General features: G+C 36.8%; 23 protein-coding genes and 1 tRNA gene. 21 read left to right on the plus strand and 3 right to left on the minus strand.

The window, feature by feature from the left end:
• Positions 1–161: 161 nt before the first annotated feature.
• The 3 genes from hypA (at position 162) to GXZ72_08695 (ending at position 2352) form a co-directional block, all read left to right on the plus strand.
• Positions 162–542, plus strand: a complete 381-nt coding sequence (gene hypA / locus GXZ72_08685; GenBank protein HHT19618.1) for a hydrogenase maturation nickel metallochaperone HypA — start codon at positions 162–164, stop codon at positions 540–542.
• Positions 535–1191 carry a hydrogenase nickel incorporation protein HypB gene (gene hypB / locus GXZ72_08690; protein ID HHT19619.1) on the plus strand — a complete coding sequence of 219 codons (657 nt, stop codon included), beginning with the start codon at positions 535–537 and terminating at the stop codon, positions 1189–1191. Before hypA ends, hypB begins: the two co-directional genes overlap by 8 nt.
• Before the next feature lie 135 nt (positions 1192–1326).
• Positions 1327–2352: a DUF354 domain-containing protein gene (locus GXZ72_08695; GenBank protein HHT19620.1), complete on the plus strand. Its 1026-nt coding sequence runs from the start codon at positions 1327–1329 to the stop codon at positions 2350–2352.
• A gap of 145 nt (positions 2353–2497) precedes the next feature.
• Here GXZ72_08695 and GXZ72_08700 read toward each other — a convergent pair.
• Positions 2498–2571: transfer RNA gene (locus GXZ72_08700), tRNA-Ala, on the minus strand.
• 313 nt (positions 2572–2884) lie between these two features.
• Between GXZ72_08700 and GXZ72_08705 the strand changes: the two genes are divergently transcribed.
• From GXZ72_08705 to GXZ72_08715, 3 genes are read left to right on the plus strand one after another with little or no spacing between them, the layout of a single operon-like run.
• Positions 2885–3964: a hypothetical protein gene (locus GXZ72_08705; protein ID HHT19621.1), complete on the plus strand. Its 1080-nt coding sequence runs from the start codon at positions 2885–2887 to the stop codon at positions 3962–3964.
• A gap of 48 nt (positions 3965–4012) precedes the next feature.
• Positions 4013–4510 (plus strand): DUF1890 domain-containing protein, encoded by a 498-nt coding sequence (locus tag GXZ72_08710; GenBank protein HHT19622.1) that lies wholly within the window; start codon positions 4013–4015, stop codon positions 4508–4510.
• The gene (locus GXZ72_08715; GenBank protein ID HHT19623.1) at positions 4510–4812 is read left to right on the plus strand and encodes a DUF1894 domain-containing protein; all 303 of its coding nucleotides are present in this window, start codon (positions 4510–4512) and stop codon (positions 4810–4812) included. The genes GXZ72_08710 and GXZ72_08715 overlap by 1 nt, the downstream gene beginning before the upstream one ends.
• 86 nt (positions 4813–4898) lie before the next feature.
• Here the strand turns inward: GXZ72_08715 and GXZ72_08720 are convergent, their stop codons facing one another.
• Positions 4899–5336: a pyridoxamine 5'-phosphate oxidase family protein gene (locus tag GXZ72_08720; GenBank protein HHT19624.1), complete on the minus strand. Its 438-nt coding sequence runs from the start codon at positions 5334–5336 to the stop codon at positions 4899–4901.
• Positions 5337–5547: 211 nt separating this feature from the next.
• On the opposite strand from GXZ72_08720, the gene GXZ72_08725 reads away from it, so the two are divergent.
• The 3 genes from GXZ72_08725 (at position 5548) to mch (ending at position 8239) form a co-directional block, all read left to right on the plus strand.
• Positions 5548–6519 carry a methionine synthase gene (locus GXZ72_08725; protein ID HHT19625.1) on the plus strand — a complete coding sequence of 324 codons (972 nt, stop codon included), beginning with the start codon at positions 5548–5550 and terminating at the stop codon, positions 6517–6519.
• Positions 6507–7157 (plus strand): thymidylate synthase, encoded by a 651-nt coding sequence (locus GXZ72_08730; protein HHT19626.1) that lies wholly within the window; start codon positions 6507–6509, stop codon positions 7155–7157. Before GXZ72_08725 ends, GXZ72_08730 begins: the two co-directional genes overlap by 13 nt.
• A 119-nt stretch (positions 7158–7276) precedes the next feature.
• Positions 7277–8239, plus strand: coding sequence for a methenyltetrahydromethanopterin cyclohydrolase (gene mch, locus GXZ72_08735; protein HHT19627.1), 963 nt, complete (start codon positions 7277–7279; stop codon positions 8237–8239).
• An 84-nt stretch (positions 8240–8323) separates the two neighbouring features.
• Here the strand turns inward: mch and GXZ72_08740 are convergent, their stop codons facing one another.
• Complete coding sequence (locus GXZ72_08740; protein ID HHT19628.1) at positions 8324–9034, minus strand: DUF2807 domain-containing protein; 711 nt, start codon at positions 9032–9034, stop codon at positions 8324–8326.
• Positions 9035–9237: 203 nt separating this feature from the next.
• On the opposite strand from GXZ72_08740, the gene GXZ72_08745 reads away from it, so the two are divergent.
• From GXZ72_08745 to GXZ72_08800, 12 genes are all read left to right on the plus strand, one after another.
• Entirely contained in the window at positions 9238–9696 is a 459-nt protein-coding gene (locus GXZ72_08745) for a riboflavin synthase (protein ID HHT19629.1), read from the plus strand.
• A 383-nt stretch (positions 9697–10079) separates the two neighbouring features.
• Entirely contained in the window at positions 10080–10400 is a 321-nt protein-coding gene (locus tag GXZ72_08750; GenBank protein HHT19630.1) for a carboxymuconolactone decarboxylase family protein, read from the plus strand.
• 299 nt (positions 10401–10699) lie between these two features.
• Positions 10700–10813 (plus strand): hypothetical protein, encoded by a 114-nt coding sequence (locus GXZ72_08755; GenBank protein ID HHT19631.1) that lies wholly within the window; start codon positions 10700–10702, stop codon positions 10811–10813.
• Between the two features lie 39 nt (positions 10814–10852).
• Positions 10853–11629: a GNAT family N-acetyltransferase gene (locus tag GXZ72_08760; protein HHT19632.1), complete on the plus strand. Its 777-nt coding sequence runs from the start codon at positions 10853–10855 to the stop codon at positions 11627–11629.
• Positions 11630–12118: 489 nt separating this feature from the next.
• On the plus strand, positions 12119–13540 hold the full coding sequence (locus tag GXZ72_08765) for an MATE family efflux transporter (protein HHT19633.1): 1422 nt from the start codon (positions 12119–12121) through the stop codon (positions 13538–13540).
• Between the two features lie 210 nt (positions 13541–13750).
• The gene (locus GXZ72_08770; protein ID HHT19634.1) at positions 13751–14296 is read left to right on the plus strand and encodes a 50S ribosomal protein L15e; all 546 of its coding nucleotides are present in this window, start codon (positions 13751–13753) and stop codon (positions 14294–14296) included.
• The gene (locus GXZ72_08775; protein HHT19635.1) at positions 14296–14718 is read left to right on the plus strand and encodes an RNA-binding protein; all 423 of its coding nucleotides are present in this window, start codon (positions 14296–14298) and stop codon (positions 14716–14718) included. Before GXZ72_08770 ends, GXZ72_08775 begins: the two co-directional genes overlap by 1 nt.
• Positions 14719–14733: 15 nt before the next feature.
• Positions 14734–15456 carry a ribonuclease P gene (locus GXZ72_08780; protein ID HHT19636.1) on the plus strand — a complete coding sequence of 241 codons (723 nt, stop codon included), beginning with the start codon at positions 14734–14736 and terminating at the stop codon, positions 15454–15456.
• Positions 15453–15830: a ribonuclease P gene (locus tag GXZ72_08785; protein HHT19637.1), complete on the plus strand. Its 378-nt coding sequence runs from the start codon at positions 15453–15455 to the stop codon at positions 15828–15830. The genes GXZ72_08780 and GXZ72_08785 overlap by 4 nt, the downstream gene beginning before the upstream one ends.
• Positions 15831–15915: 85 nt before the next feature.
• On the plus strand, positions 15916–16671 hold the full coding sequence (psmA, locus tag GXZ72_08790; protein ID HHT19638.1) for an archaeal proteasome endopeptidase complex subunit alpha: 756 nt from the start codon (positions 15916–15918) through the stop codon (positions 16669–16671).
• A 3-nt stretch (positions 16672–16674) separates the two neighbouring features.
• Positions 16675–17367, plus strand: coding sequence for a ribosome assembly factor SBDS (locus GXZ72_08795; protein ID HHT19639.1), 693 nt, complete (start codon positions 16675–16677; stop codon positions 17365–17367).
• A 39-nt stretch (positions 17368–17406) separates the two neighbouring features.
• Positions 17407–18138 carry an RNA-binding protein gene (locus tag GXZ72_08800; protein HHT19640.1) on the plus strand — a complete coding sequence of 244 codons (732 nt, stop codon included), beginning with the start codon at positions 17407–17409 and terminating at the stop codon, positions 18136–18138.

The raw sequence follows: 18138 nt of genomic DNA on the forward strand, positions 1-18138 counted from the left end.
AAATGTTACTAAAGATTTCATTGGCTCAGTTACAACTTCCAAGACAATTAATGGCAGTGGAAGAAGCTGCCAGTTTTTTACTTTCACTTTTTATTATTTGTTAACTTTATTAATAAGCTTCCCATAACATAGGTTAAATACATCTCAAGAGAGGTAGCTTAATGCACGAATTATCCATGGCCCAAGCCATTGTTGACACAATAATGGAGGCTGCAGAAAAAAATAACGCTGAAGAAATTTTGGAAGTGACAATTGAAATCGGTATGCTGACTATGCTAAATTCTGAGCAATTAAAATTCCTATTAGATGTTTTGACAGAGGGCACACTCATGGAGGATGCTAAAATCATTATTGAGGATGTGCCTGTCGAGATAAATTGTCGAAAGTGTCAATACACTGGACTGGCTAATACAGATGGTTCTGATCATTATTTAGCCATAGTTTTATGTCCTAAGTGCGGGGGTCGAGATGTGGAAACCCTAACTGGTAAGGAATGTAGTGTTAAAAATATCAAAATTGAAAAGAGTGATGATGATGCATAAAATTGCAGATGTAGAAGTTCAACATGACATAATGATTGCCAACCGTAAACTGGCCCGTAAAAATCAGAGAATTTTGGATAAAGACAAAGTTTTTTCAGTTGATGTAGTGGGAGCTATAGGTTCTGGGAAAACATCCCTTATTGAAGCCTTAATCGATGCCATGAACTATAAAATTGGCGTTATTGCTGGTGATGTCATCAGCAAATACGATGCTGGAAGATTCGAAAAACATAACGTGCCAGTGGTGGGCTTAAACACAGGTAAAGAATGCCATTTAGACGCACACTTGGTAGAACATGCTTTGCATGACATGCCCTTGGAAGAAATTGATATTCTATTCATTGAAAATGTGGGCAACTTGATCTGTCCAGTGGACTTTGACTTAGGTAGCCATATGCGTATGGTGGTTATCAGTGTCACAGAGGGAGATGACACTGTGGAGAAACATCCACTGATCTTCCAAGACTCTGACTTGGTGGTCATAAATAAGGTAGACCTCGCAAGTGCAGTGGGCGCTGATTCGGATAAGATGGTAAACGATGTTAAACAAATCAATCCTGAAGTTCAAGTCATTAAAACAAGCCTTAAAACTGGATCTGGCTTTGATGAAGTCATAAAAGCCATTGATCGTTATATGCGTGATCATTAATTTTTAACTTATAATTTAATTTAAATAATCATCGAAAGAACTATTCCATAGAGCACTGATATTTATTGTGGATTAAATTGATTATTTTAAAAAAGGATAAAATTATAGTAATCCAATAAATCACTTGGTGATTAGTTGAAGATCTGGATTGACATAGTAAACGCTCCCCATGTAAGGTTTTTTAAGAGCATAATCCACTATCTAGAAAATGAGGGTGAAGAAGTTTTCATCACTGCCCGCAGATTTGGGGATGTTCATCGACTACTAGACCTATTCCAAATCAACTATCACTTGGTTGGATGGCATGGGGTGAGTCTTGAGGAGAAACTAATTCGCAGCACTCAGAGAGCTTATGAACTTTCCCAGATAATCAGCCGTGAAAAACCAGATGTGGCAGTTTCTAAGCATTCAATTGAATTACCTCGAATTTCATATGGTCTTAACATTCCCAGTGTGTATATTCTTGATAATGAACACGCTATAGCTGCAAATAAACTCACACTACCTCTCTGTGATCGCATTATTCTTCCAGAGGTTATTAAACCAGAAAGTGTTGTTAGATGCGGTGCAGAACGTGACTATTTGCTGCCTTACAATGGTACATCAGAGATTACTCATTTAGTGGATTTCAAGTACAATCCTCATATATTTGAGGATCTCAAGTTAGATCTTAAAAAGGAAAAAACTATTCTCATGCGACCCGAACCGTCTTTAGCTTCTTATCTTGATGCTGATTGCCGGACAACTGTACTGTCACCGATTGTCGAGGCTCTGGAAGACCAGGCAAATATTTTGGTGATCCCACGTTTCCGGGAACAGCAACAGATTTTCGAAGATGATGATCAGATCACATTAATCAAACCCCCTGTAGATACATTCAGTCTTATGAAGGCTTGTGACTTAGTTATTGGGGCAGGAGGTACCATGAACCGGGAAGCAGCCCTCTTAGGAACTCCAGTAATATCATGTTATCCTGGTAAGTTACTATCAGTTGACGCTTATTACATTGAAAAAGGGCTAATGAAAAGGTCAACGAATTCTGAAGAAATAATTCAGATGGCTAAAGAACTGCTTAAGGATGATCATCACGTTGAAGAACTCGTAACTGATGATTTGTTCAATATTATTATTGAAAACATCTACAGCGCTGTTAATAGGTAAAAATTTGTTTAAAAAATTTTTAATCTATAACTATATAATGGATTGGTAACGATTTATTGTATTATTATTTTCCAAATATTTATTTTATTTGATTGTCATTATGGAATTGTAGGGGAATTAATTGGAAAAAATAGTAATTTAATAATGGACTGGCCGGGATTTGAACCCGGGGCCTCCGCCATGCCAAGGCGACGCTCTACCAACCTGAGCTACCAGCCCTTTATAGCACTTATATTTTGAGGTATTTAAAGTTAATGATGGTTCAGACTGGGCCAAGTTGCATCTTTTATCAACTTAATTTGGAGATATGATCCAAATTTCACAAAGCTTTTAAAGAGGTATTCTATAAAAATATATAAAACATAGAAATGCCATTACCCCCTTTACTGAACGTATTACTTATTAATTCATCTTAAATCAAATAAAAAGTGAAAAAAAAAATAGCAAACTATTAAAATGCTTTTTATGGATTAAAATGTTCTCATAATTTAAATTTTGCATTAATAGAATCCAAATTGGAGGATCAATATAAATGGCTTTAATTGCTCAGAATCACCTGCAGTACATTATTGAAATTGCAGTAATAATCCAAATAGCGATTTTCTTTTTGTTGAATCTAGGCCCACTATCTTTAAACATTGTTCTTTTAGTGGCTATGATCATTTCTGCAGGATTTGCTTTGATGTTTGGAGTCGATGCAGTCTTTTTATTCATTCCCGGCTTCACACACTCGGAATTCACCCATCCTTACGGACCACTAGCCTTATTAGCCGTTGTAACTATTATGGCGGCTCTGCCAATAATGAAAGATTCAGGAATTAACACCAGGGGTCTAAAAATATTCATGTATGGAGTTATAGTTTTCATAACCATTGTCGGAGGATTAATGCACCGATCATTCCTTTTATTATGGTTCTTGGGACTTTTCATAGGATTTTTCATCATATCCAAGTCATTCCGCCAAAAATCTGTGTTTACAGTTAAAAGGATAGTTCTTGTGGTTGTTGCAGCCATCATAGGTTTCGGATCTTTGGAATTCCTTTCAAGGGTTTTAGATATGAGCATCTTTAGTCCTTTACTCAGGATTTCACGTATTGAAAATTTTTCAGTGCCCAGTATAAAAATGGTCATACAGAATGCAACATTAACTGGACATAAATTTGGGTCCTGTTATTGGCAGGATGCTTGCCATGGGGGTTCAGATGGATACATTTCGCTTCCAATGGCATTGGTAACATTTTTCAGTTTGCCATTTCCCCTTTTTTATGGAATATTAGTAACCAAGAAGGATGTTATTGATTATATGCTACCCGGAATATTCGGCATGGCCTTCGATTTTGGATACCTATTTTTAATCTTCTTACTGTTATGGTGTATCTTTATCATGTATTTTGGGTTTAACCTACTCCGAAAATACCGGAAAAAGAGAGAAAACGGGGAAAAAAGCTGTTTAGGGAGGGAAGCACTGCTAATAGGATCTTTAACTGCTTTTATTACTCAAGCAATCATGGGGCTATTTTTGATGAATCGTTCCATAAATGGTACAGCCCTTCTCACTTTTATTATAATAGGTGCGCTGATATTTGGTCATGTGGTTGTATTAAAAGAATAATGATATATATTGGAATGTTTGGTTGACTAAACTAAATGAGGGATATTTGTGAAAAAAGCTATTATATTATTAGGATGTCCAGAATCACCATCTCAAACACCATTAGCTGTGTATGCTACTAATAAACTGATAGGCATGGGCTATAAGGTGGATGTGGCCAGCACACCATCGGCAAAAAAACTGCTGGAAGTATCAGATCCTGAGGAACATTATATCAAAAATAAGATCGACATAGAAACTTGTCTTGATGGGCTTGAAGAGGGAGATTATGATTTACTTTTAGGATTCGTACACAAAGATGCTGCGGTTAGTTATTTTGTGACATTTTATCACATACTCAATACTAAAAGTCTAGCACTAGTTTTCCACAAGGACTCTGAAAAACTGGAGCACTATGAGAATTCAGTTATGGAAAACACAAATGCTGATATTGTCTCAGCCAGAGCTTACCATAATCCCACACCTTTAAGGGTACGGCTGGACAGAGCACTGGATAAACTCACCAAAAAAGATGATATGGGAAAAAAAATTGAGGGGGATAATTAATGTTTTGTCTTGAAACTTACCTCCGTGAGTCTGAAAACTATGAAATTCACATGACCCGATCAGGATTCAAGGATTGCGCCCTTTTTATTGAAGAAAACGCCCCGGAAGTGGTTCATGTCAAACCTGGAGAAAAAATAGTAGGGGCTCGCATTATTGGGATACCTCCAGTACCAATAGGTATAAACGAAGAAAAGGGCACCATAATGCTACCTTACACTAAACCATGCTATGGATCAGCAACTGTGGAAATACCCGTACCTCCTGAAGAAAGAGAGAAGATTAGGGCTGTAGGGATAGATTAATCAAGTCCTATTTTTTTTATTTTTTTAGTCTAAATAAATACCCGACAAAAAAAATCTCACTTTTTCTAATATTCCTTTTAGTTAAATCAGTCCCTGTCATATCCAAATTTTATAATATCTTTTGGATTTAAATTATTTTCCCAATCCCAAAAATGGGCTTCACCCTTTGAAACACGGAAGATCACTAGTTCTGGACTTTCGGCTGTGAGGCCAAATTCAGATAAGAAGGGTCGGTCAGACAAAACCTTCTTTTTAATTTCAACATCATCCAAAAATTCAATCTCACCAGAAACTCTTAACATAGTTCCAACCATTTCGTCAGGTTTAAAAAAAGCGAACTCCACATTGCCATTTTCCTGAAGTTGCCTTACCAAATCCTTCATGGTAGCTGTTTGGAAGTAAAAACCAGTTTCATCAGCGTACCACATTCCCATACCCCTCACACGGGGTTGGGTCCCGTCAACTGTAGCTAACCAAGCAACAGGATTTTCATTGGCAAATTTCACACAGTCTACAAATTCCATGAACAATCCCTCCCAAAAAATCTTTCACATATCAATATAAACCAATCTCTTAGCTAACTTATTTTATATTATTTTATTAATAAAATGAAGGTAGCCAAAAACTGCCTATCCAATTGATTTTATATATGTTGGAAAACCATATTCAGATAATTACATATTATAATATGAGCACATGAAACAGCCACAAATAAGTACTTCAAAGAGGTGTATCATGTTAACAACTGTAGTTGGAAGCTATCCATCCCCACCCCGGAAACCAGCATCATTTGGTTCAAAAATTTCATCTTTTTTAGGTAATTATGACCCGTACCAAGCTGCAGTAGAATTTGCAGTAGAGCAGCAGATATTAGCAGGAATAAACATAATTTCCACGGGACAAGTTCGAGGGGACATGATTGAAATTTTTTCCAGCCAAATAACAGGAATGGCTTGGGAAGAGGGAACTTCCAAAATAAAGGGGAAAATACTCCCCCTAAATTACTCTATTGGTTCAAATGATCTTAAAATTGCACTTAAAACTGCAAAAAACACATCCAATAATTTCAAGGCCGGTGCAAAGATCATTGATGGTAACATTCTTAAAGACGCCAACGGAGTTAAAGGAGTCATAACTGGTCCCACTACTCTTATTTTATCTTCACGTATGGAAAGTTTCTATGATCTTGACAGTAGAGATAAAGCAATCATGGACATAGCACATGCTTTAAATAAAGAGGCTAAATTTTTAGAAGGGGATGGTGCATCAGTAATACAAATTGACGAACCTTACCTTTCCACAGGAATGGCTGACATTTCCACGGCCCTGAAGGCCATCAAAATCACAGTTAATGGTCTGAAAGTCCCCTTGGCAATGCACGTGTGTGGAGATGTGACCTCAATTTTTGGAAAATTAATGAGATTTCCAGTGGATATAATTGACTGTGAATTTATGGGAATAAAGAGAAATCTTGAAGTTCTGGAAACCACAAATCTTAAAAAGATAGTTGGTTTTGGATCAGTAGATACCAAAACCGAGAAAGTAGAAAGTCCGGAGGAAATTCATGAACACCTCCGAAAAGGAGTAGAACTCATTGGAGTAGAAAACATGATTGTTGATCCAGACTGCGGAATGCGTATGCTGCCTCAGGAGGTGGCTTTTCAAAAACTTAAAAACATGACGGAGGCAGTTAAATGGCTATCCTAATCGAAGCCCCTACAATAAAAAACGGATGGGAAACTCTAGTTAAAAAAATAATTAAGGAAGGTTCTGAAATTACAGATGAAAGGGGTTCAAAAACTATTGAACTTCGCAATACTTTAGTTTCCGTGGAAAACCCACTTAAACTAGATATTCCTCCGGGTTACTTTTGGAGTGGTGAAAAACTCGAGATTTATGCAGAACAATTCTTAAGTAACGATAAGAAGGGGTTTGTCTACACCTATGGAAACCGCCTCCGGAAACATTTTCAAGACATAGACCAGATAGCAGAATCCATAAGACGCCTTGAAAATTGTCATGAATCTAGGAGGGCTACATCTGTTACATGGGATCCTCCAACCGATACCAAAGAGGAAGAAGTACCGTGCATGATATTGGTAGATTTCAAGATCAGAAATGGTGAACTTCACACCACAGGTCTCTGGCGTTCCCATGATATATATGGGGCTTGGTTCCCCAATGCTGTTGGACTAACCCGACTTTCCCAGTACGTTGCTCAGGAGGTGGGAGTGGAAGTTGGCACTCTTACCATACATTCCATAAGCGCCCATATATATGAGGTTAATTTTGAGGAAGCCCGGGGAATAAACCCTATTGAAAACTTATTTGGTATCAACAAATAAAAAAGCTTAAAAATCCCGAGGAATTAAAAGAATTTAATAGAAAACATTTGGTAATGGGTAATACAATTAGTATGATTCCTTGAATGCCAAGTTTACTCACTTTCATTGGAGATGATCAGATGGTAAGTGTCAATTTAGAAGCCAAAAAAACAATAGATTTAATGATTGAGAATGCAGAAGACCTTAATATTGCAGTTCATAAGTTGAAAAATGGGTCCACTGTTATTGATGCGGGAGTTAATGTCACTGGAAGTTTCAAAGCAGGAGAACTCTACACCAAAGTTTGTCTTGGTGGCTTGGCTGAAGTGGGAATATCCATTCCTGGAGATTTATCGGAAAGCTTTGCCCTACCATCCGTGAAGATAAAAACACACCAACCCGCAATTTCAACATTGGGATCACAGAAAGCAGGATGGTCAGTGAGTGTTGGTGACTTTTTCGCCCTTGGTTCTGGCCCTGCCAGGGCTTTAGCCCTAAAACCTGAAGAAACTTATGAAGAAATCGGTTACATGGACGAAGCTGATATAGCAATTTTAACCTTAGAGGCTGATCAGCTCCCTGGCGAAGATGTCACTGATTACATTGCCCAGGAGTGTAAAGTTCAACCAGAAAATGTCTTTGTTCTTGTAGCTCCAACATCTTCTCTGGTAGGTTCTATACAGATAGCTGGCAGAGTTGTTGAAAACGGAACCTACAAAATGTTAGAAGCACTTCACTTTGATGTTAACAAGGTTAAACATGCTGCTGGAATAGCACCCATCGCTCCTGTGGATCCAGATGGGTTAAAAGCAATGGGTAAAACTAACGATGCTGTTTTATTTGGGGGTCGGACTTATTATTACATAGAATCCGAAACTAGGGATGATATAAAATCATTAGCTGAGAAATTACCCTCTTCAGCTGCAGATGGATATGGAAAACCATTTTACGATGTATTTAAAGAAGCGAATTTTGATTTCTATCAGATAGATAAGGGTATGTTTGCACCTGCAGAGGTGGTTATCAATGATTTAACCACTGGTGAATTGTTCCGTGCAGGTTCAGTTAATGTGGAACTTTTAAAGAAATCATTTGGATTGTAGATTTAATTCCACAATCCATAAATCACTTTTTCATCAACTTTTTTTGTAAATTCTTTTGGCAAAACAATCTAATGTCTTTTTTCATTACGCTATTTTCTGGATATTGCCTCCTCCAGTGACTTGTTTATTCACTTTTGGATTGCCGGTATATTCTATGTTCCCTACCCCATTTATGATTGCATTTAGCACATTTGTAACGTTAACTATGCTGTTACTTGCACCATCAATGGTAATAGTTGCAGTTTTGCTTTCCAATTCCTTTGCCTGGTAATCTCCAGCTCCAGATATGGTGACAGTCTGTTCAGTGGCTTTTCCTGCTACAATTAGTTTTCCTGCTCCAGACATATTTACTGTTAGTTTTTTCACATTTAAACCTGCTAAATTCCCTTCTCCAGCCCCACTAAGTATAATATCAAGGGTGTTTGTTTTGAAATTGTTCGATTGTATTTTTCCTGCACCAGAAATACTAATGGAATTTAAATCTTTCACTGTTAGGTAATATGTTACATCTTTAGTGGGTGCGGGGGTGTTGGTGTCATAAGTGATGGTAAGTTTGTCACCTTCCACCTTGCTCTGGATGTGAGGCATAATATTGTCTTCGGCTTCAATACGTAAGGATTCTTGATTTCCCTGTTGCAGTACAATGTTTCCAATGCCTTCCAATGAGACTTGTTTAACTCCATTCACATTTTTTGTTTCGGTTATCACATTTCCAGATCCCCAGCCATTTATGGTACATCCAGAGACTGCTATAATAACGCAAAAAAACAATGCTAAAATCATATATTTTTTCAAATAATTCCTCCTTACTCCTTTAAAAGACCATTTGTCATATTTTACTTTTTAATTATTAATAAATTTTGTTAAAAAAGTTTTTTTCCTATTGTCAGAATCTTATAATATTAATGGTTATTTTTACAAAATATTCATATAAAACCAGAACAGACATAAATATGCAAAGATGATAAATTTATCTTTAAATTCTTCGGTGTGATAACATGAAAATTGGAATCTGCGACACTACCTTTGCCCGTTATGACATGGCCTCTGCTGCCATTGATGAGATTAAACAAAGTGTGGGCAATAACCAAATTATCAGAAGGACAGTTCCTGGAGTTAAGGACCTTCCAGTGGCTTGTAAAAAGCTTATTGAAGAGGAAGGCTGTGAAGTGGTAATGGCTCTGGGAATGCCAGGACCTGAAAAGATTGATAAAACTTGTGCCCATGAAGCATCAACTGGACTTATACAAGCACAACTATTGACCAACACTCATATACTGGAAGTTTTTGTCCATGAAGATGAGGGTGCAGATGAAAAAGACCTAAAATTCTTGGCAGATAACCGTGCAAGGGAACACGCCCAAAATTTGATAAAAATGTTCTTCAAACCAGGATCTCTGGAAAAAGAGGGAGGTATGGGGAGAAGGGAAGGACATCCAGATAAAGGACCCTTATAATCATACAACGCATTAAATATTCGTTTTAACAGATTATAATTTTTTTTTCAAAAAGTATATAGAAATTAATATTAAAGAAATTGTTTTAAGTTTTTATCTTCCCATCAATACCTTCATTTTTGTTATTTAGCCACATATTTTTGCATCAAAATATTTTTTTTTCATTGTTACTTTAGTTTAGTTTATAAAATAGGATTGTATGCTCTTAAAAAGTTTTGTTTAGATTTTTTTTGACAAATTTTCGGAAAGTTAGCAGATTTTTTTCATTTATTAGATCATTTTCGTGTTAAATACCAATGCTCATATATTATATTATATTCGGAAATTATATATGGATTGATTAATATAAAAATAAATAATAACAAATATCGGGTGGTAAAAAGATGAAAGAAGATGTATTCTACGGTAAAGGAATGGTACACGTTAGAAAGGACTATCCTGACATTTTTAAAGCTGTTGTTGAACTAAATGAAGCAGCATATTCTGGGAAGGTATTGGATTACCGGACTCAAAAGTTAATTGCTGTGGGAATAACTGCTGCAGCCTCTGATGATCGGGCAATGAAAAAGCAAATGATGAGTGCATTGAAAGAATTTGATATTACCCGGGATGAAATTGTTGATGTATTAAGAGTTGTTTTTTTAACAGCTGGTAACCCACCGTTTGTCAAGGCCATGAAGATTCTTTATGATCTTACAGAATAATTTTCCCTTTCTTCTTTTTTCAAATAGATTAGTCGCTTAATTTATTATTTAATTTACAATATGGCTTGTTTTTGATTTATTTTCGTTTTAAAAACGACATGGTCATTTTTTTCTGTTTTTCTAGTTCTTTTCTTTTAATTTCCAATTTCATACTATTTTTATAAATATCCACTTTAAACCCTAATGAAAAGAAGAAATTATATGAAAACATAATTAAAATAATAAAATTAGCAGTGAAAGAAGGTGGAAGTTCTAATGAACATGATTTATTTGGCAAAAAGGGTAAATACATTAGAAAAATGGATCAACACAGTAAGGATATGAAATGTGAACGATGTGGGACTAAAATTGTCAAAATTAATGTTTTGGGTTCATCATCGTACCTGTGCCCTGAATGCCAAAAACTATCTTAATTATTAAAATTAATTTGATAATAATGGAGGGGGAAGGTCATGGCTGAAGAAATTGATATAATAACTCTTACTAATGAAAATATAGACTCAGAACACATTTGCTGTGCCATAGGAAATGATAAAAAAAGTCAAAAAAGAGCTGCTACCAAAAAAGCTTGGTTAAAGGAAAGATTCCCAGAAGGTCACACCTTTAAAAAATTCGATCTCAGGGGAAAAGTATTCATAGAATACGTCCCTGCTGAATATGCTTGGTTCCCAATCGAAGCACCAGGATACAACTTCATACAATGCTTATGGGCATCAGGCAGGTATAAAGGTAAGGGATTCGGAAGAAGACTCTTGGAAGAATGTGAAAAAGACTCAAAAGAACATGAAAAAAATGGATTGGTAGCTGTCACAGGTAGTAAAATCCTTCCTTTCACTGTTGATAGGAGATTTTACCTTAAAAAAGGGTTTGAAGTATGTGATGAAGCTCCTCCTTACTTTATAATGATGGTAAAAAAATTTAATGAAGATGCACCCACTCCCCACTTCACAGAAAAAGCAAAAACAGCAAAAATACCTGCAAAAGAAGGATTAACGTTCTTTTACTCTGATATCTGTCCCTTTAATGCCGATTATGTGGATATAATGATGGAAACTGCTGCCAAACATGGCATCAAATCAGAAAAAATTAAGGTGGAAAGTCTCAAGCAAGCTAAGGATCTTCCAACTCCTTTTGGGATTTTCAGTGTTTTTTATAATGGAAAATTCTTAACACACGAAGTAATGGCTGAAAAAAAGTTCGATAAACTTTTAAAAACCATCAGCCAATAAATTCCCCAAAAATATTATTGCTTTTATTTTTTTTATAAGTTGAACTCATCTTAATTCTAATTAGGATATGTCAGTTGAAAATTGAATTTTTTTCTTTTAGAACAACTTTATTTCTAGCCTAACACTTAGATCATAACTACTTAGATCACATATATAGACTTGAATTAACTCAATATTATGTGGGATAACCCATTTTTTCCGGATTTATAATATCTTTAGCTTACCATTTTTCTTGTTTACATATACCATTACTGGTAATTCCCCAGAAAGATGAAAACTGAAAATATTATCTTTCAACTGGTTTTTCCCCATAAAAACGATTTTCAAGATGTAAAAAAAAATGAGATTATTGATAAAAAAATGCTTAAAATCATAAACAGCATTATAGTGAAGAAATTTAAAATTAGATTACATCATCCATAATTTTTATTTTCCCAAGAAATAAGTAAAAATTCGAAAAATCTAGTTTTAGGAGTTAATGAAAGATAAATGAAAGATAATAATTCTTCATCACCTGTTGGATCAGATGGAAAATCGTCTGGTGAGAACTTAGGAGAAAAAACAGAAGGAGTCACCCTCATAACTGGCGACCCTAAAAAAGCTATAATAAAATTATCAGGTCCACTTATTGTAGCCATGATACTGACATCTGCCTACAACTTGGTGGATGCCATTTGGGTCTCTGGATTGGGTGGAAATGCTCTGGCAGCTGTAGGATTTGTAACACCTCTTTACATGATACTAGTTGGCCTATCCAATGGCATAGGTGCAGGTGCAACCTCAGCCATCTCCCGTTGCATAGGTGCTAAAAACCAAGAAGGGGTGAACAATACTGCAATGCACACCCTGGTTATCACTATTATTATTTCATTAATTTTGACGGCTTTACTGGAGATATTCTTAAATCCGGTCATTTTAGCATTGGGAGCAGGAGAAACTATTGGTTTGGCTATTGAATATGGTAGAGTAACCTTTGCCGGTACCATACTAATGCTATTTACTGGTGCAGCCTACGGAATTCTGCGTTCAGAAGGAGATACCATGAGGACCATGCAAGCCATGATCATTTCCTCGCTTGTGAACATTGTTCTGGATCCCATACTCATTTACTTGGCAGGATGGGGAATTGCCGGAGCAGCTTGGGCCACTGTCATCTCCCAAGCACTGGTTATAATGATTATATTATACTGGTTCTTTATAAAGAAGGACACCTTTGTAAATCTATCCTGGAAATACTTCAAACCTGATTTAAACGTAATTAAATCAATCTTGGGAGTGGGATTGCCTGCCAGTGCCGAGTTTCTGGTCATGTCACTGGTCACCGCTATTCTAAATATAATATTGGTCCAAGTTGCTGGAACAGATGCCGTGGCAGTGTATTCTGCAGGATGGAGGGTGGTGATGATGGCTATAATTCCCCTAGTTGCGGTGGGAACTGCAGTGATCACTGTAAGTGGTGTGGCATATGGGGCACGAGAATATCAAAACTTGCGCATTGCCCACACATACTCTATAAAGGTAGGTTTAGCAGTAGCAACCCTTACTAGCATCATGACATTTATATTAGCACCATACATCGCCCAAATATTTGCTTATTCGCCAGAAACAAAGTACTTGGCTTTTACAATAGCTGCCTTTTTACAAGTGATGTGTGTGTTTTATGTATTTGTACCTCCAGGAATTATGTCCAGTTCAGTTTTTCAGGGAGTGGGAAAGGGAGTAACCTCCCTCATTCTCACCATGCTCAGACAACTACTATTTGTAGCCTTGTTCGCCTACATTCTTGCAATATGTTTCAATTTAGGTCAGCAAGGCGTATGGTGGGGTATAGTCACCGGTAACATTTCAGGAGGAGTTGTAGCCTTCATATGGGCGCGTTTATACATAAATAGAATTCAAAAGCTAACTTAAATAAGTGATCATAGTAAAATTCAAAACAGGTGAGGATGGAATATTATGATCAAAATGTATGAGTCATTTTACACTTACCAGAATCCAAACCTTTTTAAAGAGATATAACCAACATTGTGTTACCGCCAATCTGGCGTGTTTTGACCTACTTTTTTTTGGGATCACAGGTCCCATGGATGTGGCGAAAGCTGAACAAAAAGAGGTGTATTAATGTATAATTATATAAAAGAAGCCTGGAAAAATCCAGATGAATCATACGTAAAAGAACTAATGCAAGAAAGAGCTCCCCAATGGAGAGCAGAAAGTGTAATAAAGAGAATAAGCAGACCAACCCGACTTGACAGAGCACGTTCACTGGGTTATAAGGCAAAAAAAGGATATATCGTCGTTCGAACTCGTGTGCGTCGTGGTGGGCGGAGAAAAAGCCGATTCACTGCTGGTCGAAAGCCAAAAAGGATGGGTATTAAGAAAATAACTCCAAAAAAATCCATTCAACGCATAGCTGAAGAAAGGGTTGCCCGCAAATACCCCAACCTACAAGTTTTAAATTCTTACTGGCTTTGGGAAGATGGAAAATTCAAATTCTTCGAGGTTATCTTAGTTGACCCCAACCATCCTGCTATAAAAAACGATCCCAAAATTAACTGGATTTGTGAAAACCACCAAACCGGACGTGCATTCCGCGGTTTGACCAGTGAAGGTAAAAAAAACAGGGGTCTTAGAAATAAAGGTAAAGGAACGGAGAAAATAAGGTAATGATTCATAACCTCTCATACCGGGCCTTCGTTTATGGAACAGAAAGCGAAGATAAGGTTAAGGAGGCTATATATACTCTCATCCCCAGTGCCCAAGCTGAAAAGGAAATTACAGAAGGTTATCATAGCAATCAAGTTATTATTCTACATGGAAAGATAATACGTAAAAGAGAAATAAAAGATTTCTTGAAAAAACTTCAATCACTAAACCCTTCAACCAAGAAAAAGATTTTCAAAGAGCTTGAAAACAGGATGGATGAGAGAGGAAACCTTTTTCTTAGATTTGATAAACAACGTGCCTATCTAGGTGATTTAGTCTTGGTAGAGCATGGTGATGCTCTTCATATCAAACTTAAAATAGCTGCCTACCCTGCCCGGAAGGAAGTGGCACTTAAGGTGGCACAAAAAATATTTAAGACATAATGGCTGGTGCGGAGGATGTTCTATGATCTTCATATCCAAGGAAGCCCGAAAATGGCATTACATGCCCAAAAATTAGGATATAATGGAACAGCTCTGGTTTTAAATTTTAAGGACTATAAAGATAAATCTGCAATTATTAAAGACGTTCAGAATATTAGAAATCATTTTCAGCATGATAGTCCTTTTCAGATCAAGGTTGGTTTGGAGATACAAGCAAGAAACCCTACTGATCTTAAAAAACAAGTTCGTAAGTTTAGGGATAAAGTTGATGTGATACTGGTTCATGGAGGAGACCTTAAAATTAATAGGGCAGCCACTGAAGAACCTCGAATCGATATTTTATGCCATCCCTACCGTAATCGATACGATAGTGGCATCAACCATGTTTTGGCGGTAAAAGCTGCTGAAAATAAGGTTTCAATTGAAATAAATTTAAAATATTTCCTTTTAACTCGTCCAAATCAGCGTTATCGTGTTTTAAATCAGTTTAGGCAAATAGTAAAGTTACAACGTAAATACAAGTTTCCAGTGATAATTACCAGTGATGCAGATTCAGTTTATGATCTTCGTCATCCCCATGATATTATTGCCTTGGCATCATGTTTTGGAATGACCAATGATGAAGCTATTCGTTCTTTATCATCTGTTCCCCTTGATATTATAGATAAAAATGAAATTAGAAGGCAAATTATACTTCCAGGAGTTCGTTTAGTTAATGATGAAGGTCAGGGATCATGAAATTGAAAATTTTACCTACCCATCTTCGCCAAAAGAAGAGATACCTTGCATTTCAAGCAATTTCAGAAATCCCCCTGGAACGAGATGATGTGATATCTCTAATTTTAGGGGCCTCAGGAGATCTATACGGAGCTTATGGAACCAGTAAAATTGGATTATGGGTTGTGAAGTTTTGGAAACACCCATCATCGGAAAATAATATGGTTATTGGAATCATAAGATGTAATCGTGATGAAACAAACTCGGCTAGAGCTGTTATCTCTACAATAACTAGATTTAAAGGAAAAAGAGTTGTTTTTCAAACACTGGGAATTTCCGGAACCATCAAAGGAGCAATAACAAACTTTATTAAATTGAAGACAGCAGATGATTAAAATGTATAAATGGTTTTAAGATAATTAAGCAAATGTTTTGTTTAAATTCATTGTTTTATCAAAAAATTAAAAAGAGGTATAAGATATGCAACCGTTCCCAGCAGCAGGTTATGATAAAGGTATATCCATTTTCAGCCCAGACGGAAGGCTTTTTCAAGTTGAATATGCAAGAGAAGCTGTCAAAAGAGGTACAACTTCGTTAGGTGTTAAATCATCCGAGGGAATTGTGCTAGTGGTAGATAAAAGGCCCAGCAGCAAACTGGTAGAACCCACCTCTATTGAAAAGATATTCCAGATTGATGAACATATTGGAGCTGCCACTTCAGGATTGGTGGCTGATGCCAGAAAGTTAGTTGAACAAGCACGAATGGAATCCCAGATCAATAAGATCACCTACAACGAACCCATACCAGTGGAAATGCTAGCTAAAAAGATTTGTGACTTGAAACAGATGTACACTCAACATGGAGGGGTGCGACCTTTCGGTTCTGCCTTAATAATTGGTGGAGTAAATGATAATGGTAGCCGACTTTTCGAAACAGACCCTAGTGGTGCTTTAATTGAATATAAAGCCACTGCCATTGGTGCTGGAAGGGCGCTAGCCATGGAAGTCTTTGAAAAAAATTTCAGTGAAGATATGAAACTTTCGGAGTCCATGGAACTGGCATTGGATGCAATATACGAGGCTACTGAAGGCAAAACCACCAAAGAAAGTGTTGAAATAGCATTAATAGAGGAAAAAAATCATCAATACCGAAAACTCACCCAAGATGAAATTGACGATCATGTAGAAGAACTCCTCATCCGCAAATCCAAGGAAGGTGAGGACGAAGAGGAATAAATCATGGTATCCCTTGAAGATGCAGTTATAGCCCGTTTAGAATATTATGGGGAAAGATTTGAGATTTTAGTAGATCCAGATCTAGCATCTGACTTAAAAAGGGGAGAAGATATTCAGATTGAAGAGATACTGGCTGTTGAAGAGGTTTTTAAAGATGCTAAGAAGGGGGATAAAGCCTCGGAAGAAGCTATGATTAAGGCTTTTGAGACAACAGACCCCTTAGAAGCTGCTGCCACCATAATACGTAAAGGACAGGTGCAACTCACCGCCCAACAACGAAGGGATATGCAAGAGGATAAAAGAAGGATGATCATCGCAAAAATAGCGCGTGAAGCCATTAATCCTCAAACAAAACTTCCTCACCCTGCAAGAAGGATAGAAATAGCAATGGAAGAAGCTAAAATCAGGGTTGATCCCTTCAAAAGTGTTGATGAACAAGTAAATATCACATTAAAGGCCATCCGTCGATTAATACCAATAAAACTTGAAAAGGTAAAAGTGGCTATCCGCATCCCTGGAGAAGACACTGGGAAAGTTTATGGAATTATATCCGAATTTGGCAAAATAACAAAAGAAGAATGGCAACAAGATGGCTCATGGGTGGCAATTGTGGAAATTCCTGGTGGTATGCAGGAAAATTTCTATCAAAAACTCTCAGAGATCACCCATGGAAAGGTGGAAACCAAACTTTTATAAAAAAACTTCTTTTTTAAGCCTGTAATTAGGAGGCAAAACGTGTTACTAATAGAAGATAAACAAATTGTAGTTCCAGGTGAAATACTGGCAGAAGGGGATTTTCATTCAGGTAGAGGCACTTTTAAAGATGCAGACAAAGTCTGTTCTTCCCTAGTTGGTTTGGTTGCTGTTCGGGACAAAAAAATAAGCGTAATACCCTTACAGAGCAAATACATTCCCAAAAGAGGAGATGTGGTCATTGGTAAAATCAGTGACATCCGATTTTCCATGTGGAACTTGGACATAAACTCACCCTATTCCGGAATATTACCTGCTGCTGAAGTTTTTGGTAAGGAAAAAAGAGAACTAAACAAGGCATTTGATGTAGGGGATGTTTTATTCCTAAGAGTAGTGGATGTTGATGAAGTTAAAAAAGTAAAACTCGGTCTAAAAGGAAGAGGGCTGGGTAAATTCCGTGGCGGAATCCTAATACACATAACCCCCACCAAGGTGCCCCGACTTATAGGTAAAAAAGGGTCAATGATCAACATGATCAAAGACCAGACCAAATGTGAAGTTGTAGTTGGTCAAAATGGTGTTGTCTGGGTTAAAGGAAAACCCGAAATGGAAAGGATGGTTCAAAAAGTTATAAAAACCATCGAAGAAGAAGCACACACCTCCGGCCTTACCGATCGGATAAAAAACATGTTGTTGGAACTTCTCGGGGAAAACACAGAAAAAACTGATAAAACAAGCAAAGAAGAGGATTTTGAAGAAAAACTCATTCAATAG

The sequence above is a fragment of the Methanobacterium sp. genome (assembly GCA_012838205.1).
In the GTDB taxonomy this organism is placed as follows: domain Archaea; phylum Methanobacteriota; class Methanobacteria; order Methanobacteriales; family Methanobacteriaceae; genus Methanobacterium.